At 38.5% G+C, this 21,902-nt stretch carries 14 protein-coding genes and 3 pseudogenes; 5 read left to right on the forward strand and 12 right to left on the reverse strand.

Annotated elements, in window-relative coordinates:
* Positions 1 to 51: 51 nt before the first annotated feature.
* The 9 genes and pseudogenes from pyrF to gyrA form a co-directional block, all read right to left on the reverse strand.
* The gene (pyrF, locus tag L647_RS0121250; protein WP_024612799.1) at positions 52 to 756 is read right to left on the reverse strand and encodes an orotidine-5'-phosphate decarboxylase; all 705 of its coding nucleotides are present in this window, start codon (positions 754 to 756) and stop codon (positions 52 to 54) included.
* 43 nt (positions 757 to 799) lie between these two features.
* A pseudogene (locus L647_RS01000000124775) lies at positions 800 to 1,898 on the reverse strand (lipopolysaccharide assembly protein LapB).
* A gap of 2 nt (positions 1,899 to 1,900) precedes the next feature.
* A complete protein-coding gene (locus L647_RS0121260) occupies positions 1,901 to 2,182 on the reverse strand; it encodes a LapA family protein (protein WP_024612800.1) in 282 nt (93 codons plus the stop codon).
* Between the two features lie 25 nt (positions 2,183 to 2,207).
* Positions 2,208 to 2,495, reverse strand: a complete 288-nt coding sequence (gene ihfB / locus L647_RS0121265) for an integration host factor subunit beta (RefSeq protein ID WP_024612801.1) — start codon at positions 2,493 to 2,495, stop codon at positions 2,208 to 2,210.
* Positions 2,496 to 2,562: 67 nt separating this feature from the next.
* Positions 2,563 to 4,230, reverse strand: coding sequence for a 30S ribosomal protein S1 (rpsA, locus tag L647_RS0121270; protein WP_008171719.1), 1,668 nt, complete (start codon positions 4,228 to 4,230; stop codon positions 2,563 to 2,565).
* A gap of 96 nt (positions 4,231 to 4,326) precedes the next feature.
* A complete protein-coding gene (cmk, locus tag L647_RS0121275) occupies positions 4,327 to 5,037 on the reverse strand; it encodes a (d)CMP kinase (protein WP_024612802.1) in 711 nt (236 codons plus the stop codon).
* A 105-nt stretch (positions 5,038 to 5,142) separates the two neighbouring features.
* Positions 5,143 to 6,420: a 3-phosphoshikimate 1-carboxyvinyltransferase gene (gene aroA / locus L647_RS0121280; protein ID WP_024612803.1), complete on the reverse strand. Its 1,278-nt coding sequence runs from the start codon at positions 6,418 to 6,420 to the stop codon at positions 5,143 to 5,145.
* Positions 6,420 to 7,502, reverse strand: coding sequence for a 3-phosphoserine/phosphohydroxythreonine transaminase (gene serC / locus L647_RS0121285; protein ID WP_024612804.1), 1,083 nt, complete (start codon positions 7,500 to 7,502; stop codon positions 6,420 to 6,422). The genes aroA and serC overlap by 1 nt, the downstream gene beginning before the upstream one ends.
* A 276-nt stretch (positions 7,503 to 7,778) precedes the next feature.
* Positions 7,779 to 10,449, reverse strand: a pseudogene (gyrA, locus tag L647_RS01000000124780) (DNA gyrase subunit A).
* Between the two features lie 176 nt (positions 10,450 to 10,625).
* Between gyrA and ubiG the strand changes: the two are divergent.
* The 5 genes and pseudogenes from ubiG (at position 10,626) to yfaE (ending at position 16,175) form a co-directional block, all read left to right on the forward strand.
* On the forward strand, positions 10,626 to 11,336 hold the full coding sequence (gene ubiG, locus L647_RS0121295) for a bifunctional 2-polyprenyl-6-hydroxyphenol methylase/3-demethylubiquinol 3-O-methyltransferase UbiG (protein ID WP_024612805.1): 711 nt from the start codon (positions 10,626 to 10,628) through the stop codon (positions 11,334 to 11,336).
* The gene (locus L647_RS0121300) at positions 11,336 to 12,010 is read left to right on the forward strand and encodes an HAD-IA family hydrolase (protein WP_024612806.1); all 675 of its coding nucleotides are present in this window, start codon (positions 11,336 to 11,338) and stop codon (positions 12,008 to 12,010) included. The genes ubiG and L647_RS0121300 overlap by 1 nt, the downstream gene beginning before the upstream one ends.
* Before the next feature lie 411 nt (positions 12,011 to 12,421).
* Entirely contained in the window at positions 12,422 to 14,704 is a 2,283-nt protein-coding gene (gene nrdA / locus L647_RS0121305) for a class 1a ribonucleoside-diphosphate reductase subunit alpha (RefSeq protein ID WP_024612807.1), read from the forward strand.
* Between the two features lie 66 nt (positions 14,705 to 14,770).
* Positions 14,771 to 15,901, forward strand: coding sequence for a class Ia ribonucleoside-diphosphate reductase subunit beta (nrdB, locus tag L647_RS0121310; protein ID WP_024612808.1), 1,131 nt, complete (start codon positions 14,771 to 14,773; stop codon positions 15,899 to 15,901).
* A pseudogene (yfaE, locus tag L647_RS1000000126175) lies at positions 15,901 to 16,175 on the forward strand (class I ribonucleotide reductase maintenance protein YfaE). Before nrdB ends, yfaE begins: the two are co-directional and overlap by 1 nt.
* A 201-nt stretch (positions 16,176 to 16,376) precedes the next feature.
* Here the strand turns inward: yfaE and L647_RS0121320 are convergent.
* The 3 genes from L647_RS0121320 to pbpC form a co-directional block, all read right to left on the reverse strand.
* Complete coding sequence (locus L647_RS0121320) at positions 16,377 to 17,216, reverse strand: YeeE/YedE thiosulfate transporter family protein (RefSeq protein ID WP_253948929.1); 840 nt, start codon at positions 17,214 to 17,216, stop codon at positions 16,377 to 16,379.
* A gap of 236 nt (positions 17,217 to 17,452) precedes the next feature.
* Positions 17,453 to 19,036: an FMN-binding glutamate synthase family protein gene (locus L647_RS0121325; protein ID WP_024612810.1), complete on the reverse strand. Its 1,584-nt coding sequence runs from the start codon at positions 19,034 to 19,036 to the stop codon at positions 17,453 to 17,455.
* 533 nt (positions 19,037 to 19,569) lie between these two features.
* A complete protein-coding gene (pbpC, locus tag L647_RS0121330; protein ID WP_253948930.1) occupies positions 19,570 to 21,861 on the reverse strand; it encodes a penicillin-binding protein 1C in 2,292 nt (763 codons plus the stop codon).
* Positions 21,862 to 21,902 lie beyond the last annotated feature (41 nt).

A 21,902-nucleotide genomic window follows, 5' to 3' on the forward strand; every position in this document is an offset into this window, starting at 1 on the left:
ATAACTACATTAAGTAAGGGTTTTAGCACTATATTGCTGCTTTTTGTTAAACTAACCTATAGATTTATTAACATCATTCAACACTTTAACTGGATTATCCGATTGTGTAATCGGACGTCCAATAACTAAATAATCACTGCCCGCGTCTATAGCTTGTTTTGGTGTCATAATTCGTTTTTGATCGCCCGCATCACTGCCTTCTGGTCGAATACCTGGTGTTATAAGCTTAAAACTTTTCCCTAATTGTGCTTTAAGTATTTCAGCCTCCTGTGCTGAACATACAACTCCGTCGAGCCCAGCTTCTTTTGCTAGTTTAGCTAAATAGAGAACTTGTTCTTGAGGTGTTTTTTCGACACCTAAACGTTTTAATTCTTTTTCATCCATACTTGTTAAAACAGTCACTGCAATAAGTAATGGTGCTTCGTCGCCGAATTCTTCTAGGGCTAACTTAGCTTTATTCATCATCTCAAAACCGCCACTAGCATGTACATTTACCATCCATACACCCATTTTAGCTGCTGCAGTAACAGCTTTAGCTACCGTGTTTGGAATATCATGAAATTTTAAATCTAAAAAGACATCAAAGCCTAAATCAATTAATTCTTTAACAAAAGCTGGACCAAAATAGGTAAACATTTCTTTGCCTACTTTAAGTCGGCATGTGTCTGGAGAGAGTTGCTTAACAAAGCGTAGAGCTGTTTGTTGATCGTCGTAATCTAAAGCAATAAGAATTTTTTTTGAGTGTTCGAAAGACATAACTATCCTAATGAATGGCAGTAAAGTTATTAATATGGGGTTATTAAAATCCGTCTAAGCCTCTGCTTGGAACAATGGTTTCCCAATGTTTACAAGATGGGCAATTCCAATAAATGGTGTAACTAGTAAAGCCACAATGCTGACATTGGAAGTCAGGCTTGGTGGCAATATACGATGTAACTAAATGATCTATTTGATCGAGAACTTCTTTATTATTTTTATTTTGATCGCCCATTAACTGCAATAAAAAACTGAACCCTCTAATAGTAGGTTGGCGTTTTAAACTGTCTGTTAAAAATTCAAAAGCTTGTTTTGTGTGACCCTGTTCAAGCAATGCTTGGCAATGTTTTATTTTTATTAATACACCACCTTTTTCTAACAAGTCACTTAATAAATCATGAAATTGATGCGTCAAATTTAATTGTTTATAGCTATGCGAAAGTTCATCAATAAATAACGGAGCAAATAAAGTAAATTGACAAACTAATTCTCGCCAATAATAAATTGCTTTAACGTAATCTTCTTTTGTATAAGCAACTAAGCCCAACTCATAAAGCGGACGAATAGCTTTATAGTTTAAACTAATCGCTTTTCTCATGAGAGGCGGATCATTATCGCTAATAGCTGACTCACAGTAAAAATTGGCAATTGCTTTAAACTGTTGTTCTTTAGAGAATAATTCGCTATGGGCTTCAAACATATTGATGCCTTTTTCCCAATCACGAGTTTGCGAATACAATGTAATAATAGGATCAAGTGCTTCAACATGCCCTGCTTTTACCAACCAAACTAAATGCTCTTCTGCGCTATCAAGTAAGCCCGNCGGCTTGTTGCTCATTTAAGCTTGGATGTTTTAAAAGGAGTTCATGGATTTTTATTGCGCGATCTAGTTCACCTCGACGGCGGAACATAGTGGCAAGTGTAGAATAGTGCTCAACAGAATCAGCTGAGACTTCAAGTAAATTAATTAAATGCTCTAAACCTTGATCTTCTTCTCTATCAAGTAAAAACTTTAAGCCTTTACTATACTCAGAAGTGATCTGACGGTTAAGCTGATGAGCTTGGTTTTTAGCACTGTTTTTACCCATAATCCAGCCATAACCAGCTGCTATAGGTAATAGTAAAAACAAAAGCTCAATCATAGTTAGGTGTCTTTATTAGCAGCAAGCTTTTTTTTGTCTTTTTCTGGCGCTAATTGCTTTTTTAAGCGGTAATTTTGCCATTTTAGTTGCGAGAACAATTTAAAGCTAATAAAACATCCAATTACAACACCTAACAAAAAGCAAATACTTATTATTACAGCTAAAGGTAAAGTATTACTGGCAATAATATAATTTATTTGTACTAATTGCGGATTTTGAGAACCCAATACAAATGCGCTAATAAGGCATAGCGCAACCAGAATAATTTTTAATACCTTAAACAAGTAACTACTCCAATAAGTTAGTTAACTAGGCAATACTTTCGTTTACGCGGTCACGTAATTCTTTGCCTGGTTTAAAATGAGGTACATGCTTTCCGTCAAGCTCAACTGTATCGCCAGTCTTAGGATTACGACCTGTGCGAGGAGCGCGGAAATGCAAAGAGAAACTACCAAAACCTCTGATCTCAATACGATCTGAAGTAGATAATGAGCCGGCCATTTGTTCAAGAATTTCTTTTACTGCATCCTCAACATCTTTCACTGGAACGTGTGAGTGTTGTTCCGCAAGTGTTTCTATCAGTTCTGACTTAGTCATAGCGTTTCCTTAAAAAGAGATATAGGAAGGGCAAAAAATGCCCTTCCAACTAAAAACTAATTATATATTAGTCTTTTTGTGCATTTGCGAAAGCAGCTGCCATTGCGTTTTCAAACACTGGCTCTTCTTTCTTAAGCTTCTCTATTACTTCTTTCTCTTCTGCTTCGAAAAGAGCTTTAACAGATAGGCTTAAAGTGCGGTTTTTGCGATCAACGCCAACATATTTAACTTCGATTTCGTCGCCAACAGAAACAACAGTAGTTGCATCTTCAACGCGCTCTTGAGCGATATCAGCTACACGGATGTAACCTTCAACGCCTTCGATAAGTTCAACAGTTGCGCCTTTAGCATCAACTTCAGTCACTTTACCCTTAACAATAGCACCTTTTTTGTTTGCATCAAGGTAGTTATTGAATGGGTCAGCTTCGATTTGCTTAACACCTAGAGAGATACGTTCGCGCTCTGGGTCAACTTGCAATACGATAGCAGTGATTTCGTCGCCTTTCTTGAATTCACGTACAGCTTCTTCGCCAGGTGTATTCCAAGAAATGTCTGAAAGGTGTACAAGACCATCAATTCCACCGTCAAGACCAATAAAGATACCGAAGTCAGTGATTGATTTGATCTTACCAGTAACTTGATCGCCTTTGTTCTGTAGACGAGCAAATTCCTGCCAAGGATTAGCAATACATTGCTTAAGACCAAGAGAAATACGACGACGTTCTTCGTCAATCTCAAGAACCATAACTTCAACAGTGTCGCCTAAGCTAACAACTTTTGAAGGATGGATGTTCTTGTTAGTCCAATCCATTTCAGAAACGTGTACTAAACCTTCAACGCCTTCTTCGATTTCCACGAAACAGCCGTAATCTGTAAGATTAGTAACACGACCAGAAAGTTTAGAACCTTCTGGGTAACGACCAGCGATAGCTGCCCATGGATCTTCACCAAGCTGTTTAAGGCCTAGAGATACACGAGTTTTATCTTTGTCGAATTTAAGAACTTTAACTGCGATTTCGTCACCAACATTAACGATCTCTGAAGGGTGCTTAACACGCTTCCAAGCCATATCTGTAATGTGTAGTAGACCATCAACACCACCAAGGTCAACGAATGCACCGTAGTCAGTAAGGTTCTTAACGATACCTTTAACTTCTTGACCTTCAACAAGGTTAGCAAGAAGCTCTTCACGTTCTTGTGAGTTTTCAGATTCGATAACTGCACGACGTGAAACAACAACGTTGTTACGTTTTTGATCAAGCTTGATTACTTTAAATTCAAGCTCTTTGCCTTCAAGGTGAGTTGTGTCACGTACTGGACGAACATCAACAAGTGAACCAGGTAGGAAAGCACGGATTGAATCAACTTCAACTGTGAAACCGCCTTTAACTTTACCGTTGATAACACCAGTAACAGTTTCTTGCTCTTCACATGCTTTCTCAAGACGGATCCACGCTTCGTGACGCTTCGCTTTCTCACGAGAAAGGATAGTTTCACCGAAACCGTCTTCAATTGCATCTAGTGCAACATCTACTTCGTCGCCAACAGCAACTTCAAGTTCACCAGCAGCATTTTTGAACTGCTCAGCAGGGATAGCACTTTCTGATTTAAGACCAGCATCTACAAGTACAATGTTATTCTCGATTGAGATTACTGTACCTTTAACGATAGAGCCTTGCTCTGCTTCAAAACCCTTTAAGCTTTCTTCAAATAACTGCGCAAAATTTTCTGACATACGAATATACGTCTCATCTATTAATACCAATAAGCAACCATGCTGCATGGGGTTGTTAAAATAGCACTGGCATCCTGCTGGCGCATAAAATGTGTTTTAGCCTCGTTTAGGAAGCTTACCTTCAGAGATAGCAATATCTAGTAAAGTTATAACTTTATCAAATACTTGCTCTGCATTAAGCTCGCTAGTATCAAGCTCAATAGCATCCTCTGCAGGCACAAGCGGCGCAACGACACGATTCATATCGCGCTCATCACGAGCTTGAATGTCCTGTAATAGACCACTTAGTGTAACATCAAGACCGCGAGCATTCAACTCAACAAATCGCCTACGAGCACGTTCTTCTGCACTTGCGGTTAAATATATTTTTAATGGCGCGTCTTGAAAAACCACAGTGCCCATATCTCTACCATCAGCAACCAACCCGTTTTCTGTACGAAACGCACGCTGACGACGTAATAGCGCTTCTCGAACGCGAGGCAATGCTGCTACTTTTGACGCTGCAGCACCTACTTCTTCATTACGAATAGTAGTACTTACATCCTCGCCTTCTAAAATAACTTTTCCTGCATTAGTTTGGCTATCCACCAAAAACTGCACATCTAAATTTGCAGCAAGTGGCACAAGTGCCCCTTCATTGTCTAATGCTATTTGATGATGGAGTGCTGCAAGGGATAAAACGCGGTAAATTGCACCACTATCCAATACATCCCATCCTAATTTCTCGGCTAACAAGCGACAAACAGTTCCTTTACCTGAACCACTTGGGCCATCAACGGTGATCACTGGCATTAATAACGCCTGCATTTAAACCTCCTGCGATGCACACCTAAATAAACCGCGATATTATACGTCAGTTATTAAAATAGATCTGCTATTAGCATGTAACTTTTATAAATACTTATAAATAGTCTATTCACTAACCGATGCTAAAACATTGAAAAACGTAGGAAATGTTTTATAAGTACATTTCGGATCATTAATCGTTATTGGCTTACCGCCTACGGCAACCATGGCAAAACACATGGCTATACGGTGATCATCGTAGGTATCAATTGCAACATCATTGAAGTGTTTAGGAGGTGTGATTTCAATAAAATCATGTCCTTCTACTACCTCAGCACCTACTTTTCTAAGCTCAGTAGCCATTGCATACAACCGATCTGTTTCTTTTACACGCCAATTATAAATATTTCTAATCGCGGTTGGACCTTTAGCAAATAGAGCAACCGTTGCAAGTGTCATGGCTGCATCTGGAATTGCATTAGCATCGATATCAACACCGTTTAATTCTCCTTTACGGACAACTAGACGCTCATCATACCAATCTATTTTTGCACCAACCTGCTCCATTACTTTAGCAAAACCTATATCACCCTGAACTGATTTTGCCCCTACACCTTTAATCTCAATTTCACCACCCGCTATCGCAGCGGCTGCAACAAAGTAAGAAGCAGAAGACGCATCGCCCTCAACCATAATACGATCTAGTGATTGATACTGTTGACCACCTTTAACATTAAAAGTTGCATAATTACTGTGCTCAACGTTAACGCCAAAACGTGCCATTACATCAAGGGTTATATCAATATAAGGTTTAGAAACCAAAGTGCCTTTAATGCTTATATTTGTATCGCCACTAAACAAAGGTGCAGCCATTAGTAATGCGGTTAAAAATTGGCTTGAAATACTGCCATCTATTTCAACTGAGCCGCCCTTAATTTGTCCACCCACAATTTTAAGTGGTGGGTAGTCTTTATGTTTAGTATAGGTAACATCACCACCAAGCGATTGAAGAGCATCAACTAAATGCCCTATTGGTCGTTCTTCCATACGAGGTTCGCCAATTAACTCATACTCACCAGCAACAGCAGCAAGTACAGCGGTTAAAGGTCGGTAAGCGGTTCCTGCGTTTCCTAAAAACAATGGCTCACTAGGTGTTTTAAATACACCGCCAACACCCTCAACAGTCGCTACAGTGCGTTCGTCATTTAGCGTAACATTAACACCCAATAACTTTAATGCGCCCAGCATGTGACGAATATCGTCGCTATCAAGTAAGTTTTCTACAACAGTGGTGCCATTAGCAAGTGCTGCTAATAACAAAATTCGGTTCGATAAGCTTTTCGAACCAGGTAATGTCACACTGCCATTTACACGAGAAATTGGTTCTAGACGTAGTTGTTCCATTAGCTGTTTTCCTTTGCAAAGGCAGCCATAAAATCAACTAATGCTTGAACGCCTTCAAGTGGCATTGCGTTGTAAATACTAGCGCGCATGCCTCCTACAATTCTGTGTCCTTCAAGTGCAAGTAAACCTGCTTCATTTGATTGAGCAACAAATTTGCTATTCAAGCTTTCATCGTTCAACCAAAATGGAACATTCATACGTGAGCGGCAATGCTTAGCTACTATATTTGAGTAAAAATCAGAGTTATCAATAAAATCATAAAGTAATTCAGCCTTGGCAATATTTTGTACTTCCATGGCTTTTACACCACCATTGCTTTCAAGCCATGAAAATACTTCAGCTGCTAAATACCATGCAAAAGTAGGTGGCGTATTAAACATACTGCCCTGTTTTGCTTCAAGTGCGTAATCTAAAATACCAGGCTTAGGCAAGCCTTCGCGTTCAAGTAATGTTTTGCGCACAATAACAATTGAAATACCCGACGGACCAATATTTTTTTGTGCTCCAGCATAGATTAAATCAAATTTATTAACGTCTATTTCGCGAGATAAAATAGTTGAAGACATATCAGCAATAATTGGCGCTGTTGGATGACTCGGTACATCAAAAATCTCTAAGCCATCAACGGTTTCATTGGGGCAATAGTGGATGTACGCTGCATCTTCTGGTAATTCCCAGTCAGCAACTGCTTTAATTGAAAACTCGCCATCGGCATCATTACGCACATCTGTAAAAGATGTTTGAGTAAATTTACTCGCTTCATCTCTTGCGCTTTTAGACCAAACACCATTCTCGCAATAAAAGGCTGTTTTACCTTCTTGGTGTAAATTTAAAGGTACTGCACTAAATTGACCACGACCGCCACCATGCATAAATAAGACTTCAAATTCATCACTAATGTTCATTAAGCGACGTAAACTGGCTTCACATTTGGCTGTTAGTGCTAAAAAGTCTTTGCTGCGATGGCTTATTTCCATCACAGAAACACCTAAATCTTGCCAATCTAAAAATTCTTTTTGTGCTTTTTGCATAACGGCTTGCGGAAGCATAGCGGGTCCCGCACAAAAATTATATTTACTCATTACCTTTGCCTCATTCCAGTAATTCAAAATTAATACGAATTGCATTAAATCAGTGTTCAATCATAGTGACCAATAAACAGCGCTTTGAAAATAAAATTTTATATGTAGTGTTTCTACTTGAAAATTTTTAACGCTGTTAATAGGTTATTTAGCCTAATTAAATGATCATCATTTTAATTCAATTTGTATAAATGCCTGATTGATCTACAAGCAGGCTACATTAGTTTTATTCAATACCATTAAAAAAAGCGGCCTTAGCCGCTTTTTTAATCTCAATTATTCTGAAGGTGGATTATCATCCGCTACTTCTTCAATAACCGTATCAACTGTCTCAACGTCTTCGATATCGATTAAGTCACTTTCAGTAACTTCAATCTCTTCTATACGTTGTAAACCAACTACTTGCTCTTCGTCAATAGTTCTGATCAAAATAACACCTTGCGTGTTACGTCCAACCGTAGAAACTTCATTAACGCGAGTTCGTACTAAGGTACCACGATTAGAAATAATCATTATTTCATCGTTGTCATCAACTTGCACAGCACCAACAACAGCACCGTTACGCTCACTCACCTTAATAGATACAACACCTTGTGTTGCACGGCTCTTAGATGGGTAATCTTCAAGTAGCGTACGCTTACCGTAACCATTTTCGGTTACCGTTAAAATAGCACCATCGGTTTTTGGAACAATTAACGATACAACACGTTGCTGATCTGGCATTTTAATACCACGAACACCGGTTGCTGTACGACCCATTGGACGAACACCTTTAAACTTAATTTCAGGGTTACCGTTCTCGTCTACAACCGCATTACCGTCTTCATCAACAATAGCTGTTTCTTCTGCTTCTTTAAAGCGTACAACTTTACCTGCGTCAGTAAACAACATAATTTCGTTGCTACCATCGGTAATATCAACACCAATCAGACTATCGCCATCATTTAAGTTAACAGCAATAATACCGCTTGCACGTTGTCGGCTATAAGCCGTTAATGGTGTTTTCTTAACTGTACCAAATGCAGTTGCCATAAAGATGTATTTATCTTCTGCGTACTCACGTACTGGCAATATAGCGGTAATACGTTCATCTGCTTCAAGTGGTAACAAGTTAACAATTGGCTTNCTGGTACACTTTAAGCCAATATAAACGACCGGCTGTTGAGAAACACAATATAGTATCGTGGGTATTAGCAACTAATAAACGTTCAATGAAATCTTCATCTTTCATTTTCGTTGCTGATTTACCTTTACCACCACGGCGTTGTGCTTCGTAATCAGATAATGCCTGATACTTAACGTAACCTTCGTGAGAAAGTGTTACAACAACGTCTTCTTCAGTTATTAAATCTTCAAGGCTGATATCGTGAGCCGCTGCATTTATTTCAGTACGACGTTCATCACCATATTGCGCTTTAATTTCAACAAGCTCATCGCGAATAACTTCCATTAAGCGCTCTGGCGTTGCCAAAATATATAAAAGCTCAGCAATTAAATCTAATAACGTTTGGTATTCACTTATAATTTTTTCGTGTTCAAGACCTGTTAGCTTATGTAAGCGTAAATCTAGAATAGCTTGGGCTTGTTGCTCAGAAATAAAGTACTGACCATCACGAATACCTAAATCGGCAGCAAGCCAATCTGGGCGTGCAACATTATCTTCGCCTGTTTTTTCAAGCATAGATTTAACATTGCCTAATTCCCACGAACGCTCTGTTAGAGCAATTTTAGCTTCTGCAGGTGTAGGTGAGTTACGAATAAGTTCGATAATAGGGTCAATGTTTGCAAGTGCAATAGCTAAACCTTCTAGCATATGTGCACGATCGCGCGCTTTGCGTAAATCAAAAACAGTACGACGAGTTACTACTTCACGACGGTGAATAATAAACTCTTCAAGCATTTCTTTTAGATTAAAACACTTAGGTTGGTTATTAATTAAAGCAACCATATTCATACCAAACACAGTTTGTAACTGAGTTTGTGCATATAAGTTGTTTAATATAACTTCGCCTACGTCACCACGTTTGATCTCGATAACGATACGCATACCGTCTTTATCTGATTCGTCACGAAGTGCACTAATACCTTCAATTTTTTTATCTTTAACTAGCTCCGCAATTTTTTCAATCAAACGTGCTTTGTTAACCTGATAAGGTATTTCGTGAACGATGATAGTTTCACGATGTGTTTTTTCATCTACTTCAATTTCAGCGCGGGCACGCATATACACTTTACCACGACCCGTTAAATAGGCTTGCTCTATGCCTTTTTTACCGTTGATAATAGCGGCTGTTGGGAAATCAGGACCCGGGATATAATCCATTAACTCTAAAATAGTTAATTCAGGATTTAAAATAAGTGCTAAACACCCATTCACAACTTCAGTTAAGTTATGAGGAGGAATATTTGTAGCCATACCTACCGCAATACCCGATGAACCGTTCACTAATAAATTAGGAACTTTCGTTGGTAAAACGTCAGGAATTTGTTCAGTGCCATCGTAGTTAGGAACGAAATCAACCGTTTCTTTTTCAAGATCGGCTAATAATTCATGCGACATTTTTGCCATACGTACTTCTGTATAACGCATTGCTGCTGCTGAATCACCATCAACCGAACCGAAGTTACCTTGACCATCTACTAACATATAACGAAGTGAGAATGGCTGTGCCATACGTACTATAGTGTCGTAAACTGCACTATCGCCGTGTGGATGGTACTTACCGATTACGTCACCGACAACACGTGCCGATTTTTTGTAAGGCTTGTTCCAATCATTACTAAGCTCATTCATTGCAAACAAAACGCGACGGTGAACCGGCTTTAAGCCGTCACGCACGTCTGGTAATGCACGCCCTACAATTACACTCATTGCGTAATCTAAGTAGGAGTTTTTCAACTCGTCTTCAATATTGACCGGCTGAATGCCATGGGCGAGATCAGTCATTGATATCACATTCCTTCAGTATCTGCTCTCAACAACCCGGTATTAGGTATCAAGAGTATTTGTTATTATTGCTAACAACTATGCTATCACAATTAATTTTAATTTACAGGCGCAAAACTTTGCGATTTATCAATTTTGCCCTATATAATGGCCCCAGATTGACGAGGAAGTATTTTATGACCGAACATCAAAATGTAGATCACGCAGAAATAGCAAAATTTGAAGCCATCGCAGAGCGTTGGTGGGATTTAGATGGAGAATTTAAACCTCTTCACGAAATTAACCCGTTACGTTTAGACTTTATTGCAAATAAAACCCAAGGCTTATTTGATAAAGAAACACTCGATGTAGGCTGTGGCGGCGGTATTTTAAGCCAAAGCATGGCGCGTATGGGCGCAAAGGTAACTGGCATCGATATGGGTCAAGAGCCTTTAAACGTTGCTAAATTACATAGTTTAGAAACAGGCGTAAGTGTAGATTACATAAAAGTACCTGCAGAAGAATTTGCAGCACAGTATCCAGAACGTTATGACGTAATAACATGTATGGAAATGCTAGAGCACGTACCCGACCCTGCTTCTATAATTCATTCAGTAGCAGCACTTGCAAAACCAGGTGCCGATGTATTTTTTTCAACCTTAAATAAAACACCTAAAGCGTACTTGTATGCCATTGTTGGTGCTGAAAAACTTTTAAAAATGGTACCTGAAGGCACACATGACCATAAAAAGTTTATAAAACCTGCACAACTTATTGCATGGGCAGAGCAAGCAGGTTTAAAAGTACGTGCAAGCACTGGACTCTCTTATAACCCATTATCAAAGCAATATACGCTTAATAATGACGTTAGCGTAAATTACATACTTCATTTTGAGAAGTTAGCTTAATGGCTAGCTTTCAATCACCCCTTGTTGAGTACGATGCATTTCTATTTGATTTAGACGGCACCCTGCTAGACACCGCTGATGATTTAGGCGCCGCTTTAAATAAAGTTCTGCGTGCGCAAAACATAGATGAAGTAACAAGTGATGTATACCGCCCTGCAGCATCTAATGGTGCTGCTGCGCTTTTAGAGGCTGGTTTTAAGGATAAGTGGGTTGAACAACCTCAGACACAGCTAATAAAGCAATTAATTGACGAATACGCTAAAAACATAGCAACACATACAACGTGTTTTGCAGGTGTTGAGCCTTTACTTATTGCGCTTGATCAAAAAAAGATTAAGTGGGGGATCATGACTAACAAGCCTGGTTTTCTAACTGATCCTCTTGTGGCTGCTATTCCAGCATTAAAAAATGCGCAGGTTATTATAAGTGGTGACACGCTAAAAGAGGCTAAACCTTCCCCTCTTCCTTTACTACATTGTGCAAAGCTAATGGGTATAAAACCAAATCGGTGTTTGTACATTGGTGATGCGCAGCGTGACATTCAAGCAGGTAAAGCGGCGGGTATGCATACCGCTTCAGCTCTTTGGGGCTACGTGCCAAGTCTTAACGAAGTTTTAAGTTGGGAAGCCGATTTTAATTGGCAAAGTCCTATTGACGGTTTTAACCATATATAGTGCCATGTTAATTAATAAACACTATATATTGTGATCTAGTCAGTTTTTAGCCAAAGTTTGTCGATAAAAAACTCAGTTACAATTTATTTTTTTAAAGCGCAAATTTAGCATATGATTAGTTGATTTTTGCAAATTTCAACTTAACCGAATGATCAAAGGTTAATGCTCACTAACACAAATGTGTTATCCCAAAGTTATCCACAAATAGGGGCAATTATGTCCCTTGCAAAACGACTCAGACCACACTATCTTGTGATCTCTAAATTGAACAACACCAGATATTGTGGCCAAATGTTATTCAATAAATTCACTCATTAGGTGAGAATTATAATAAACGAGTATATATCTTGCTATTGCGAGGTATAAATCATTGGCCAAAATACTAAACTCCCTAGGAACACAGGCAAAGCTATGAACCAACAGTTATCTGTAAGCAAACGTGACGGTCGTAAAGAGCCACTTGATCTTGATAAGATCCATCGCGTTATTGAATGGGCCGCCGAAGGTTTAAATAACGTTTCGGTTTCGCAAGTTGAACTAAAGTCACACATTCAATTTTACGATGGTATTCGTACTAAAGACATTCACGAAACCATTATTAAAGCCGCTGCAGATCAGATTTCAAAAGAATCACCAGATTACCAGTACTTATCAGCCCGTTTAGCTGTATTTCACTTACGTAAAAAAGCGTATGGGCAATTTGAGCCACCACGTTTATTTGACCACGTAACAAAAATGGTTGGCGATAAGCGCTACGACGCTCACTTACTTGTTGATTATACAGAACAAGAATTAGACGAGCTTGATGCATACCTTGATCATTCTCGCGATCTTAATTTCAGCTATGCGGCAGTTAAGCAATTAGAAGGTAAATACCTTGTTCAAAACCGTGTATCTGGCGAAATTTACGAAAGTGCACAGTTTTTATACATTTTAGTAGCGGCGAGTTTATTTGCTGACTACCCACGTGAAACACGCGTATCTTACATTAAGCGTTTTTACGATGCCGTATCGTTGTTCAAAATTTCGTTACCTACCCCTATTATGGCGGGCGTACGTACCCCAACACGTCAATTTAGTTCATGTGTATTAATAGAGTGTGGTGATAGCCTTGATTCAATCAATGCAACATCATCTGCGATTGTTAAATACGTTTCACAACGTGCAGGTATAGGTATTAATGCGGGTCGTATTCGTGCGCTAGGTAGCCACATTCGTAACGGTGAAGCGTACCATACTGGTTGTATTCCTTTTTATAAGCACTTTCAAACAGCGGTTAAAAGCTGCTCGCAAGGTGGTGTACGTGGCGGCGCTGCAACATTGTTTTACCCGCTTTGGCATTTAGAAGTAGAAAACCTACTTGTGCTTAAAAATAACCGTGGTGTAGATGACAACCGTGTTCGTCACCTAGATTACGGCGTACAATTTAATAAACTAATGTACTCTCGTTTAATTAAAGACGACTACATTACGTTATTTAGCCCATCAGATGTGCCGGGTCTTTACGATGCATTTTTTGAAGACCAAGCTGAATTTGATGCGCTTTACGTAAAATACGAACAAGACGAGTCTATTCGTAAAAAACGCATTAAAGCCATTGAGCTTTTCTCTATGTTTGCGCAAGAGCGTGCAAGTACAGGTCGTATTTATTTACAAAATGTTGATCACTGTAATACACACAGCCCGTTCATTGCTAAAGTTGCGCCTATTCGCCAATCTAACTTATGTTTAGAAATTGCATTGCCAACTAAGCCACTTAATAACGTAAACGACGAAGAAGGCGAAATTGCCCTTTGTACACTGTCTGCGTTTAACCTAGGTGCAATAGAATCACTAGACGAGCTTGAAGAGCTAGCTGAGCTTGCAGTACGCGCACTTGATAACTTACTTGATTTCCAAGACTACCCTGTACCGGCTGCAAAAAATGCCACTATGGGTCGTCGTACGTTAGGAATAGGTGTAATTAACTACGCATACTACCTAGCTAAAAACGGTAAGCGTTATTCAGATGGCAGCGCAAATGCACTGACTCATAAAACATTTGAAGCGATTCAATACTACTTAATGAAAGCATCAAACGAGCTTGCTAAAGAGCGCGGCGCATGTCCTAAGTTTAACGAAACAACGTATTCACAAGGCATTATGCCAACAGATACGTACAAACGTGATTTAGATAAAATTTGTGATGAGCCACTTCACCTTGATTGGGATACATTACGTGCCAGCATTAAAGAGCACGGTATGCGTAACTCAACATTAAGCGCGTTAATGCCATCAGAAACATCGTCGCAAATCTCTAATGCAACTAATGGTATTGAGCCACCACGTGGTCATATTAGTGTTAAAGCAAGTAAAGACGGTATTTTGAAGCAAGTTGTTCCTGAATATGAACGCTTAAAAAATAACTACGAGTTACTGTGGGACATCCCATCAAACGATGGTTACTTACAGCTTGTGGGCATAATGCAAAAATTTGTTGACCAAACAATATCAGCAAACACAAATTATGATCCAAACAAGTTCGAAGGCGGTAAAGTACCTATGCAAGTCTTATTAAAAGACTTACTTACTGCATACAAACTAGGTGTTAAAACGTTGTACTACCATAACACCCGTGATGGCGCATCAGATTCACAAGAAGATACTCCAGAAGTGGAAGATGATGATTGTGAAGGCGGCGCGTGTAAAATATAGTTATTAATTTTTATTTTAAGCGGGCATTTAGCCCGCTTTTTCTGATAGTTTTTTTGAGTGATAAACATGTCTTATACTACTTTTAGCCGAAACCATAACAATCAAATGCAAGAGCCAATGTTCTTTGGCCAAACAGTTAACGTATCTCGTTACGACCAACAAAAGTACCCTATTTTTGAAAAGTTAATTGAGAAACAACTTTCTTTTTTTTGGCGTCCTGAAGAAGTAGACGTAAGTAAAGACCGTTTAGACTTTCAAGCATTACCTGATCATGAAAAACACATATTTTTAAGCAACTTAAAATACCAAACATTGCTTGATAGTGTACAAGGTCGTTCACCAAACGTTGCCCTACTTCCTATTGTATCGTTACCTGAGCTTGAAACATGGATAGAGACATGGGCATTTAGCGAAACGATTCACAGCCGTTCATACACGCATATTATTCGTAATGTAACGCAAGCCCCTGAGCTTATTTTTGATGACATTGTTAGCAACGATAAAATTAGTGAACGTGCTGATGCCGTAACTAGATACTATGATGATTTAATTAACTCTGTATCGCTTTACAATTTATACGGCGAAGGCAAACACGAGATTAATGGCAAAACAGTTATCGTTAATTTATTTGAGCTTAAAAAGAAACTTTACCTTGCAATGATGTCGGTAAATATTTTAGAAGCCATTCGCTTTTATGTAAGCTTTGCATGTTCGTTTGCATTTGCTGAGCGTGAACTGATGGAAGGTAACGCTAAAATAATTAAATTAATTGCACGCGACGAAGCACTTCACCTTTCGGGTACGCAGCATATTTTAAATATTATGCAAGATGGCAAAGACGACCCAGAAATGGCTATTGTTGCAGCCCAGTGTCGTGACGAAGCCATACAAATGTTTGTAGAAGCAGCAGAGCAAGAAAAAGAATGGGCAGAATACCTATTTAAAGACGGCTCAATGATTGGCTTAAACAAGCACATTTTATGTCAATACGTAGAATACATTACCAATGCACGCATGACTGCCATTGGCTTACCTGCGCAATTTGAAACTAGCAGTAACCCAATTCCATGGATTAACTCATGGTTGGTGTCTGATAACGTGCAAGTAGCGCCGCAAGAAGCAGAAATCAGTTCATACCTTGTTGGTCAAATAGACTCTCAAGTTGATGCCTCACAATTTGGTGACTTTGATTTATAATGAGTGACAGAATCACTGCAAGTGTAACGCTTGCAGAAAACAGCCAGTGTATAGAATTTAACACTGGCTGNGCCCTTCTCTTTTACACTGCTTAGAATCCATGAAAATAGACGTTGCATTTCAATGCCGTGAAGGCTACTGCGGAGCTTGTAGAGCGACTTTGGTTTCGGGTAAGGTTGAGTATAACGAAGAGCCACTTGCATTTGTACGCGAAGGCGAGATACTCCTATGTTGCTGCAAACCTAATGGCGATATAAGTATTGATTTTAAATAGTAAAATGGCTTTACAGTACACATCTATATCTGATTTACATATAATTAGTACAACTAAATTATATTGCTTCTAATGAGCGCTGATATTAAACCCATTAAATAAAACGAATAAAAACCCCGAAAGTGTTTGTTCTTATTTATCTGAACTCGAGTCTACAACGCTCAGAGCTAAATTAGCTAAATTGAATATTCAACTTGCCAGTTAATCCCACTTAAAGCATTTTATTATATAGTGCCCGCTCCAAATACCTAAGAGCATACCTGCCACAGCACAAAAGCCTGAAGGAGAAAGAGTAGGTAGTGCTAGTAATAACTGTACACTATTACCTCCCATTGCTATTGAGGCACCAACCCCCATTAAGGTCCCAGCAAGTAAATGCTCAGTAAGGTACTTAAAACTAAAAGGGATAAAAATAAATTTTTTGGTGCGCCACGCAGCTAAAAACATACCTAATAGCAACGCTAAAAAAAACATATATTGCTCGGCCGAAGGCCAGTTACTCTCATTTCCATCGATTAAAGCAGCACTTATTTGATGTAATAAAGCGCTTGGTGGCCACCTAGGTTGATACAAATAAATAAAACCTGATAGAAGCCCGATACCTAACATACCAAACCAAAGATTTTTTCTTTTTCTGTCACCAATTAATGCCCAAACAGTAATAGTTAAAGTAATAACAACAAGTGGTATATAACTAATTTCTCCTGGTAAAGAGCTTTTTACCTCTTCTATATTTGGGGACCAGTAAGCGAGTATTACCCACCCGACTAACCAACCTAGAATAGTAGCAATCATGCGCACGTCACCACGCGCTAATCGACTCAATGTCGATACCCCGCAACTTTTATTAAGCGCTGCGCCTAAACCAAATATTAACCCGCCAAAAACAAACCAGCCACTTAATGCGTATGTCTGAAAGTTAAACTTAATATCTGTAATATCTGAGAAAAAAGCGGCAACCCAAGCTAAAACACCACTAAAGACAATAGCCAATAAAAATTCTTTATTCCCTGCTTTCCACTCTCTTACTCCTCTGACCATGCATAAGCCAGTTGTTTGAGCCAAATATCCTAAAAAACAAACGCATAAAAAAACGCAAAAAAACAACATATCTTGCCCTGTACCGTTCAACTAAATAACATTTAATATTTATATGGTTTTGTATTGGCGAGCATTTATCTAGCCCCCCAATACATATGAATAGCTAATCTTTACTGCATTTAAAAAGAGTTGCTCTCTTTTTAATACTCGCTCCAAATAAGTCATTCATTTAGAAGCTACCACGACGCAGCGTTAGCTTGCTCCATATCATATAACCAACTTTCTGGTATAGACGTTTCATCTAATAGTACATTTTCATTTAGTGCAGGATAAAGCTGTTGATAGGTTTTAATATTCACACCTTCAATTCTGCGATTTAAGTGTTTAGCCTCAAGCTCATCAACACCATTTAAACCAGCAGCACCTACTAATTCAACTAAGTTTTTAACTGTTTCACGCTGAAAGTTAGCCACACGCTGTGATTTATCTGTAACGATTATAGCTTTATTACGAGATGGGTTTTGTGTAGCTATACCTGTTGGGCAATGATCTGTATTACAAGTACGCGCCTGAATGCAACCTAATGAAAGCATCATTCCGCGAGCCGAGTTAACAGTGTCAGCACCTAAGGTCATTGCTCTTAGTATATGAAATGCGGAAAGCATCTTACCTGACGCAATAATACGTATTTTATTTCTAACACCAAAACCAGTTAAAGCGTTGTTAACAAAAATTAAAGCATCTTTAAGAGGCGTTCCTACTGAGTTTGTCATCTCAGTTGGTGCAGCACCCGTTCCACCTTCACCACCATCAACCGTAATAAAATCGGGTGTAATGCCCGTTGTGATCATCGCTTTACATATTGCTAAAAATTCATCTCTGCGTCCTATACAAAGCTTAAATCCGACAGGTTTTCCTCCAGATAAACCCCTTAATTGTTTAATAAAATGCATTAATTCTGTTGGGTTTGAAAAAGAACTATGTGCTGGAGGTGAAACAACATCAGAACCCATAGGCACATGGCGTATATCTGCAATTTCTTGCGTTAATTTAGCCGCAGGTAAAATACCGCCATGCCCAGGTTTAGCACCTTGAGATAGCTTTATTTCAATCATTTTAACAACGTCTTTAGTTGCATTGGTTTCAAACGTTTCAGGGTTGAAATTACCGTTGTCGTCTCGACACCCAAAATACCCAGTGCCTATTTGCCACACAATATCACCGCCGTGCTCTAAATGATAAGGGCTCATGCTCCCTTCGCCTGTATTATGCGAAAAACCACCTATTTTGGCGCCACGGTTAAGAGACATAATCGCATTTTTACTTAATGCTCCGTAACTCATCGCAGAAATATTAAGTACAGAAGACATGTATGGCTTAGTACAATCAGGACCACCAAATTTAACACGAGGGTCAAAATCAGTCAGGTGCTTAGGCTGCATAGAATGATTAACCCATTCATAACCTGCACGATTAACATCAAAAATAGTACCAAAAGGTCGTGTATCTCGGTCTCCTTTAGCGCGCTGATAAATTAATGATCTAAACTCCCTAGGAATAGGGGCTCCGCTGGTATCTGATTCAACAAAGTATTGTTGGATTTCAGGTCGAATAGATTCAAGTAGGTACCTGAATCGTCCAAATACAGGATATAGTCGACGGATAGAATGCTTGGTTTGTAATATGTCGTGCAAACCGAGTAAAATTACAGGTCCTACAATCACTAAAGTCCATAACCAAATTAATGACAAAGTAGCTAAACCTATAATTAATACAATCGATATACACATAAACATTATGAAAATTTGGCGCATAGTCATAAAGTGAGATTCCTATTTTAAATATAATTATTTTCAGCCTAGTAAGACAGACTAGTTGGCATTTAAATTTCATTAATGAAAAACATATTATTAACCAATGTTAATACCTGCCTCAAAATAAAGCCGCTTATTTACATAAATGCAATTTAAGTTAAGGGTTTAGTTTTATTAAGGAGAGTAGTTTTTATAGATGGAAGTTTTTAATATTTGAGGCTTTAATTGCAACACATTGCTTTTAAACTACCGCTTAAAATCAAAAATTGACGAATAATTGTTAATTTATAAACGTGAGTAAAAAGTAAGGTATGTATAAAAACAGTATTTATTAATAAAAAACATCTCATAATATTCTAGGGCGTGTTGTTCTTTGTGGATTAAAATTTGTTTAATCCAAGGAAGATTAAATTGCGGCGCGAGGTTTGTAACCTAGTGGGCTCGATAACTGCTCCTGCGTTATTCTACTAACTTACATCCATGTAAGAATAAGTAAAAATCAAGCAAAGCTTCCGCGTCCTGATCACGGCCCATTTATTTTACTGCACAAGTTTTACGCGCAGTGCAACTGAGGCGCTCCGACCAAGGTTATCAACAACTTTCACATCAAATTCTCCTACTTGTGGTTGCCAAAATAGTGGAGTATCTCGTTTAACTTTACCTACAAAGCTGTTGTCTACAAACCAATATAAAACACGTGAGTCTGTATCTGTGGTTGCCGAAAAAGGAATGCTCTCTCGCTTAAGTTTACTTGCTCGCACAGTATAGCTAATCAAACTACTTGGCGATGTAATTGTAGGAGCTGAGCCTAAAGTACTTGTATCGTTAATTGAGCAAGAATCTAAATATTCTGGTGGTTGGCGCTTTATTATTCCAGCTTGTTTAAATAACCTGACTAAATCTGACGACCAAAATTCATAAATATCTTTTGTGGTTGTAGCTTCATTATATTGGCATGCACGTAAACCCGATGCTTTATCTATATAAATTTCTCTGTGTACGTCAGACACTTTGATAGGCGACTTACCCGCAATGAAAAGTCCTTTTTGAGTTTTAGGACAATGAGCATTAGGCAAATCGCCCGTTGATGAACAAATATCCACTTCTCGAAGATTTAGACCACTTCGTTTAATATCACCTTTTATTAGTCCGTAGCTTTCTAATGAACGTATGATTTCAAAAAATAAAGGTGCAGCGGCTTGTCGACCAATATAAGAAGGATGACCTTCCCCCGAAAAATTTCCGACCCATGTTGCTAAAACATATGGACCAACTATGCCAACCGACCAAGCATCTCGAAAAGCAAATGAGGTGCCTGTTTTCCAATAAACAGGATAGGTTTGTCTGCTATCTTTTTGAAAATCGACTTCATCAACTGCATTATTTTTGCTCAGCATTTGTAGAGTTAAATAAGCTGCTTCAGGGCTAAGTAATCGTTTTTGTGTTTTGTTTTTATTCGCACTGTTTAATTCTTGTTTTAAAATAATATCGTCTTGGTACACACCTAAATTAGCTAACATTGCATATAGCTTTACCAGTTCCAACATTGTTACTTCGTTACCACCTAATGCGAGCGCTAAACCATAAAACGCTTTAGGTTTTAATTTTTTAATATCCGCAGCAACTAATAAGTCGTACAAACCTACTTTTTTTAGGCGATACATTAAATTAACTGCTGGCACATTACGACTGAGTACGAGTGAATCAGTCGCTGATATAGGACCTAAAAACTGCTGATCGTAGTTTTCTGGTGTATATCCTCCAAAGCGTTTGGGGGCATCTTTTACAAGCGTTAATGGATGAATCAGCCCTTCATCTATAGCAAGCGCATAGATAAATGGTTTAAGAGTCGAACCTGGCGATCGCTTAGCGCGCACGCCATTTACTTGCCCGCTAATCTCGTTATTAAAAAAATCAACAGAGCCCAATTCAGCCACTACTTCCATGGTTTTATAATTCAATAAAATAGCAGACGTGTTATTAAGCCCATCTCTTTTTCTACGATTTATATAATTTGTTGCGTGGCGCTCTAACAAATATTGTAAATTAAGCTCTATCGACGTTTTATATTCTCCAGGCTTTAGGTGTGGGTATTCGTTTTGTAAATTATTAATAAAATGCGGCGCTTCAAAAGGCAGATCTGAGGTGGAATAAACTTTAATGGGTAATTGCATAGCCGCTGACCAGCTTTTATCCTCTGGATGCTCTTCAAGCCAACGCTCAAATAATTTTTGTCTTGTTTTTAATAATACGATTTTAGCCGATTGTTTAACTGGGTTTCGTTTACTTGGGTTTTGCGGTACTAGGCTAAGTAATAATGACTCAGGTAAATTAAGGTCAATCGCTGGCTTTTTAAAATAAATTAAACTTGCCGCACCAATACCTTCGACGTTTGACCCATAAGGCGCTAAATTAAAATACGCCTCTAGTATTTGCTCTTTACTGTAATAACGCTCTATTTGCAGGGCACGAAAAATTTGTTCAATTTTTCCAAAAATAACATGTGTATTCATACCATAGCGCAGCCGTGCTACTTGCATTGTTATGGTAGAAGCCCCTACTCGTCGGCTTCTTTTAATATAACTAGTATAAAATGCGTTTGTTAAAGCAACAAAATCAACGCCAATGTGCTGATAAAATTCTTGATCTTCATATAACAAAGTTGCTTGTTGAACACTCAAAGGAATTTTTTCGATGGGTGTCCATAGTCTATAGCGATCATCTGCGGCTAAATTTAAACGTAACAATTTACCGCTGCTATCATAAAATGCAGTTGAGTAAGAAATAGGGTGCGTAATGTCAGGCTTTGGAACAAAAAAATACAACAGCATTGCAAGCAATGCTGTTGTAAAAAATATCGTTTTAATTATAA

Origin of the sequence: Pseudoalteromonas sp. TB64, from assembly GCF_000498095.1 — a bacterium.
GTDB lineage: Bacteria > Pseudomonadota > Gammaproteobacteria > Enterobacterales > Alteromonadaceae > Pseudoalteromonas.

Bases quoted from the DNA above. Each gene is read 5' to 3' on its own strand.
- cmk (WP_024612802.1), bottom strand. From the start codon at position 5,037: ATGCAGGCGTTATTAATGCCAGTGATCACCGTTGATGGCCCAAGTGGT.
- nrdB (WP_024612808.1), top strand. From the start codon at position 14,771: ATGTCTTATACTACTTTTAGCCGAAACCATAACAATCAAATGCAAGAG.
- L647_RS0121320 (WP_253948929.1), bottom strand. From the start codon at position 17,216: ATGGTCAGAGGAGTAAGAGAGTGGAAAGCAGGGAATAAAGAATTTTTA.
- rpsA (WP_008171719.1), bottom strand. From the start codon at position 4,230: ATGTCAGAAAATTTTGCGCAGTTATTTGAAGAAAGCTTAAAGGGTTTT.
- serC (WP_024612804.1), bottom strand. From the start codon at position 7,502: ATGAGTAAATATAATTTTTGTGCGGGACCCGCTATGCTTCCGCAAGCC.
- ubiG (WP_024612805.1), top strand. From the start codon at position 10,626: ATGACCGAACATCAAAATGTAGATCACGCAGAAATAGCAAAATTTGAA.
- pyrF (WP_024612799.1), bottom strand. From the start codon at position 756: ATGTCTTTCGAACACTCAAAAAAAATTCTTATTGCTTTAGATTACGAC.
- pbpC (WP_253948930.1), bottom strand. From the start codon at position 21,861: ATGCTGTTGTATTTTTTTGTTCCAAAGCCTGACATTACGCACCCTATT.
- nrdA (WP_024612807.1), top strand. From the start codon at position 12,422: ATGAACCAACAGTTATCTGTAAGCAAACGTGACGGTCGTAAAGAGCCA.
- L647_RS0121325 (WP_024612810.1), bottom strand. From the start codon at position 19,036: ATGACTATGCGCCAAATTTTCATAATGTTTATGTGTATATCGATTGTA.
- aroA (WP_024612803.1), bottom strand. From the start codon at position 6,420: ATGGAACAACTACGTCTAGAACCAATTTCTCGTGTAAATGGCAGTGTG.
- ihfB (WP_024612801.1), bottom strand. From the start codon at position 2,495: ATGACTAAGTCAGAACTGATAGAAACACTTGCGGAACAACACTCACAC.
- L647_RS0121300 (WP_024612806.1), top strand. From the start codon at position 11,336: ATGGCTAGCTTTCAATCACCCCTTGTTGAGTACGATGCATTTCTATTT.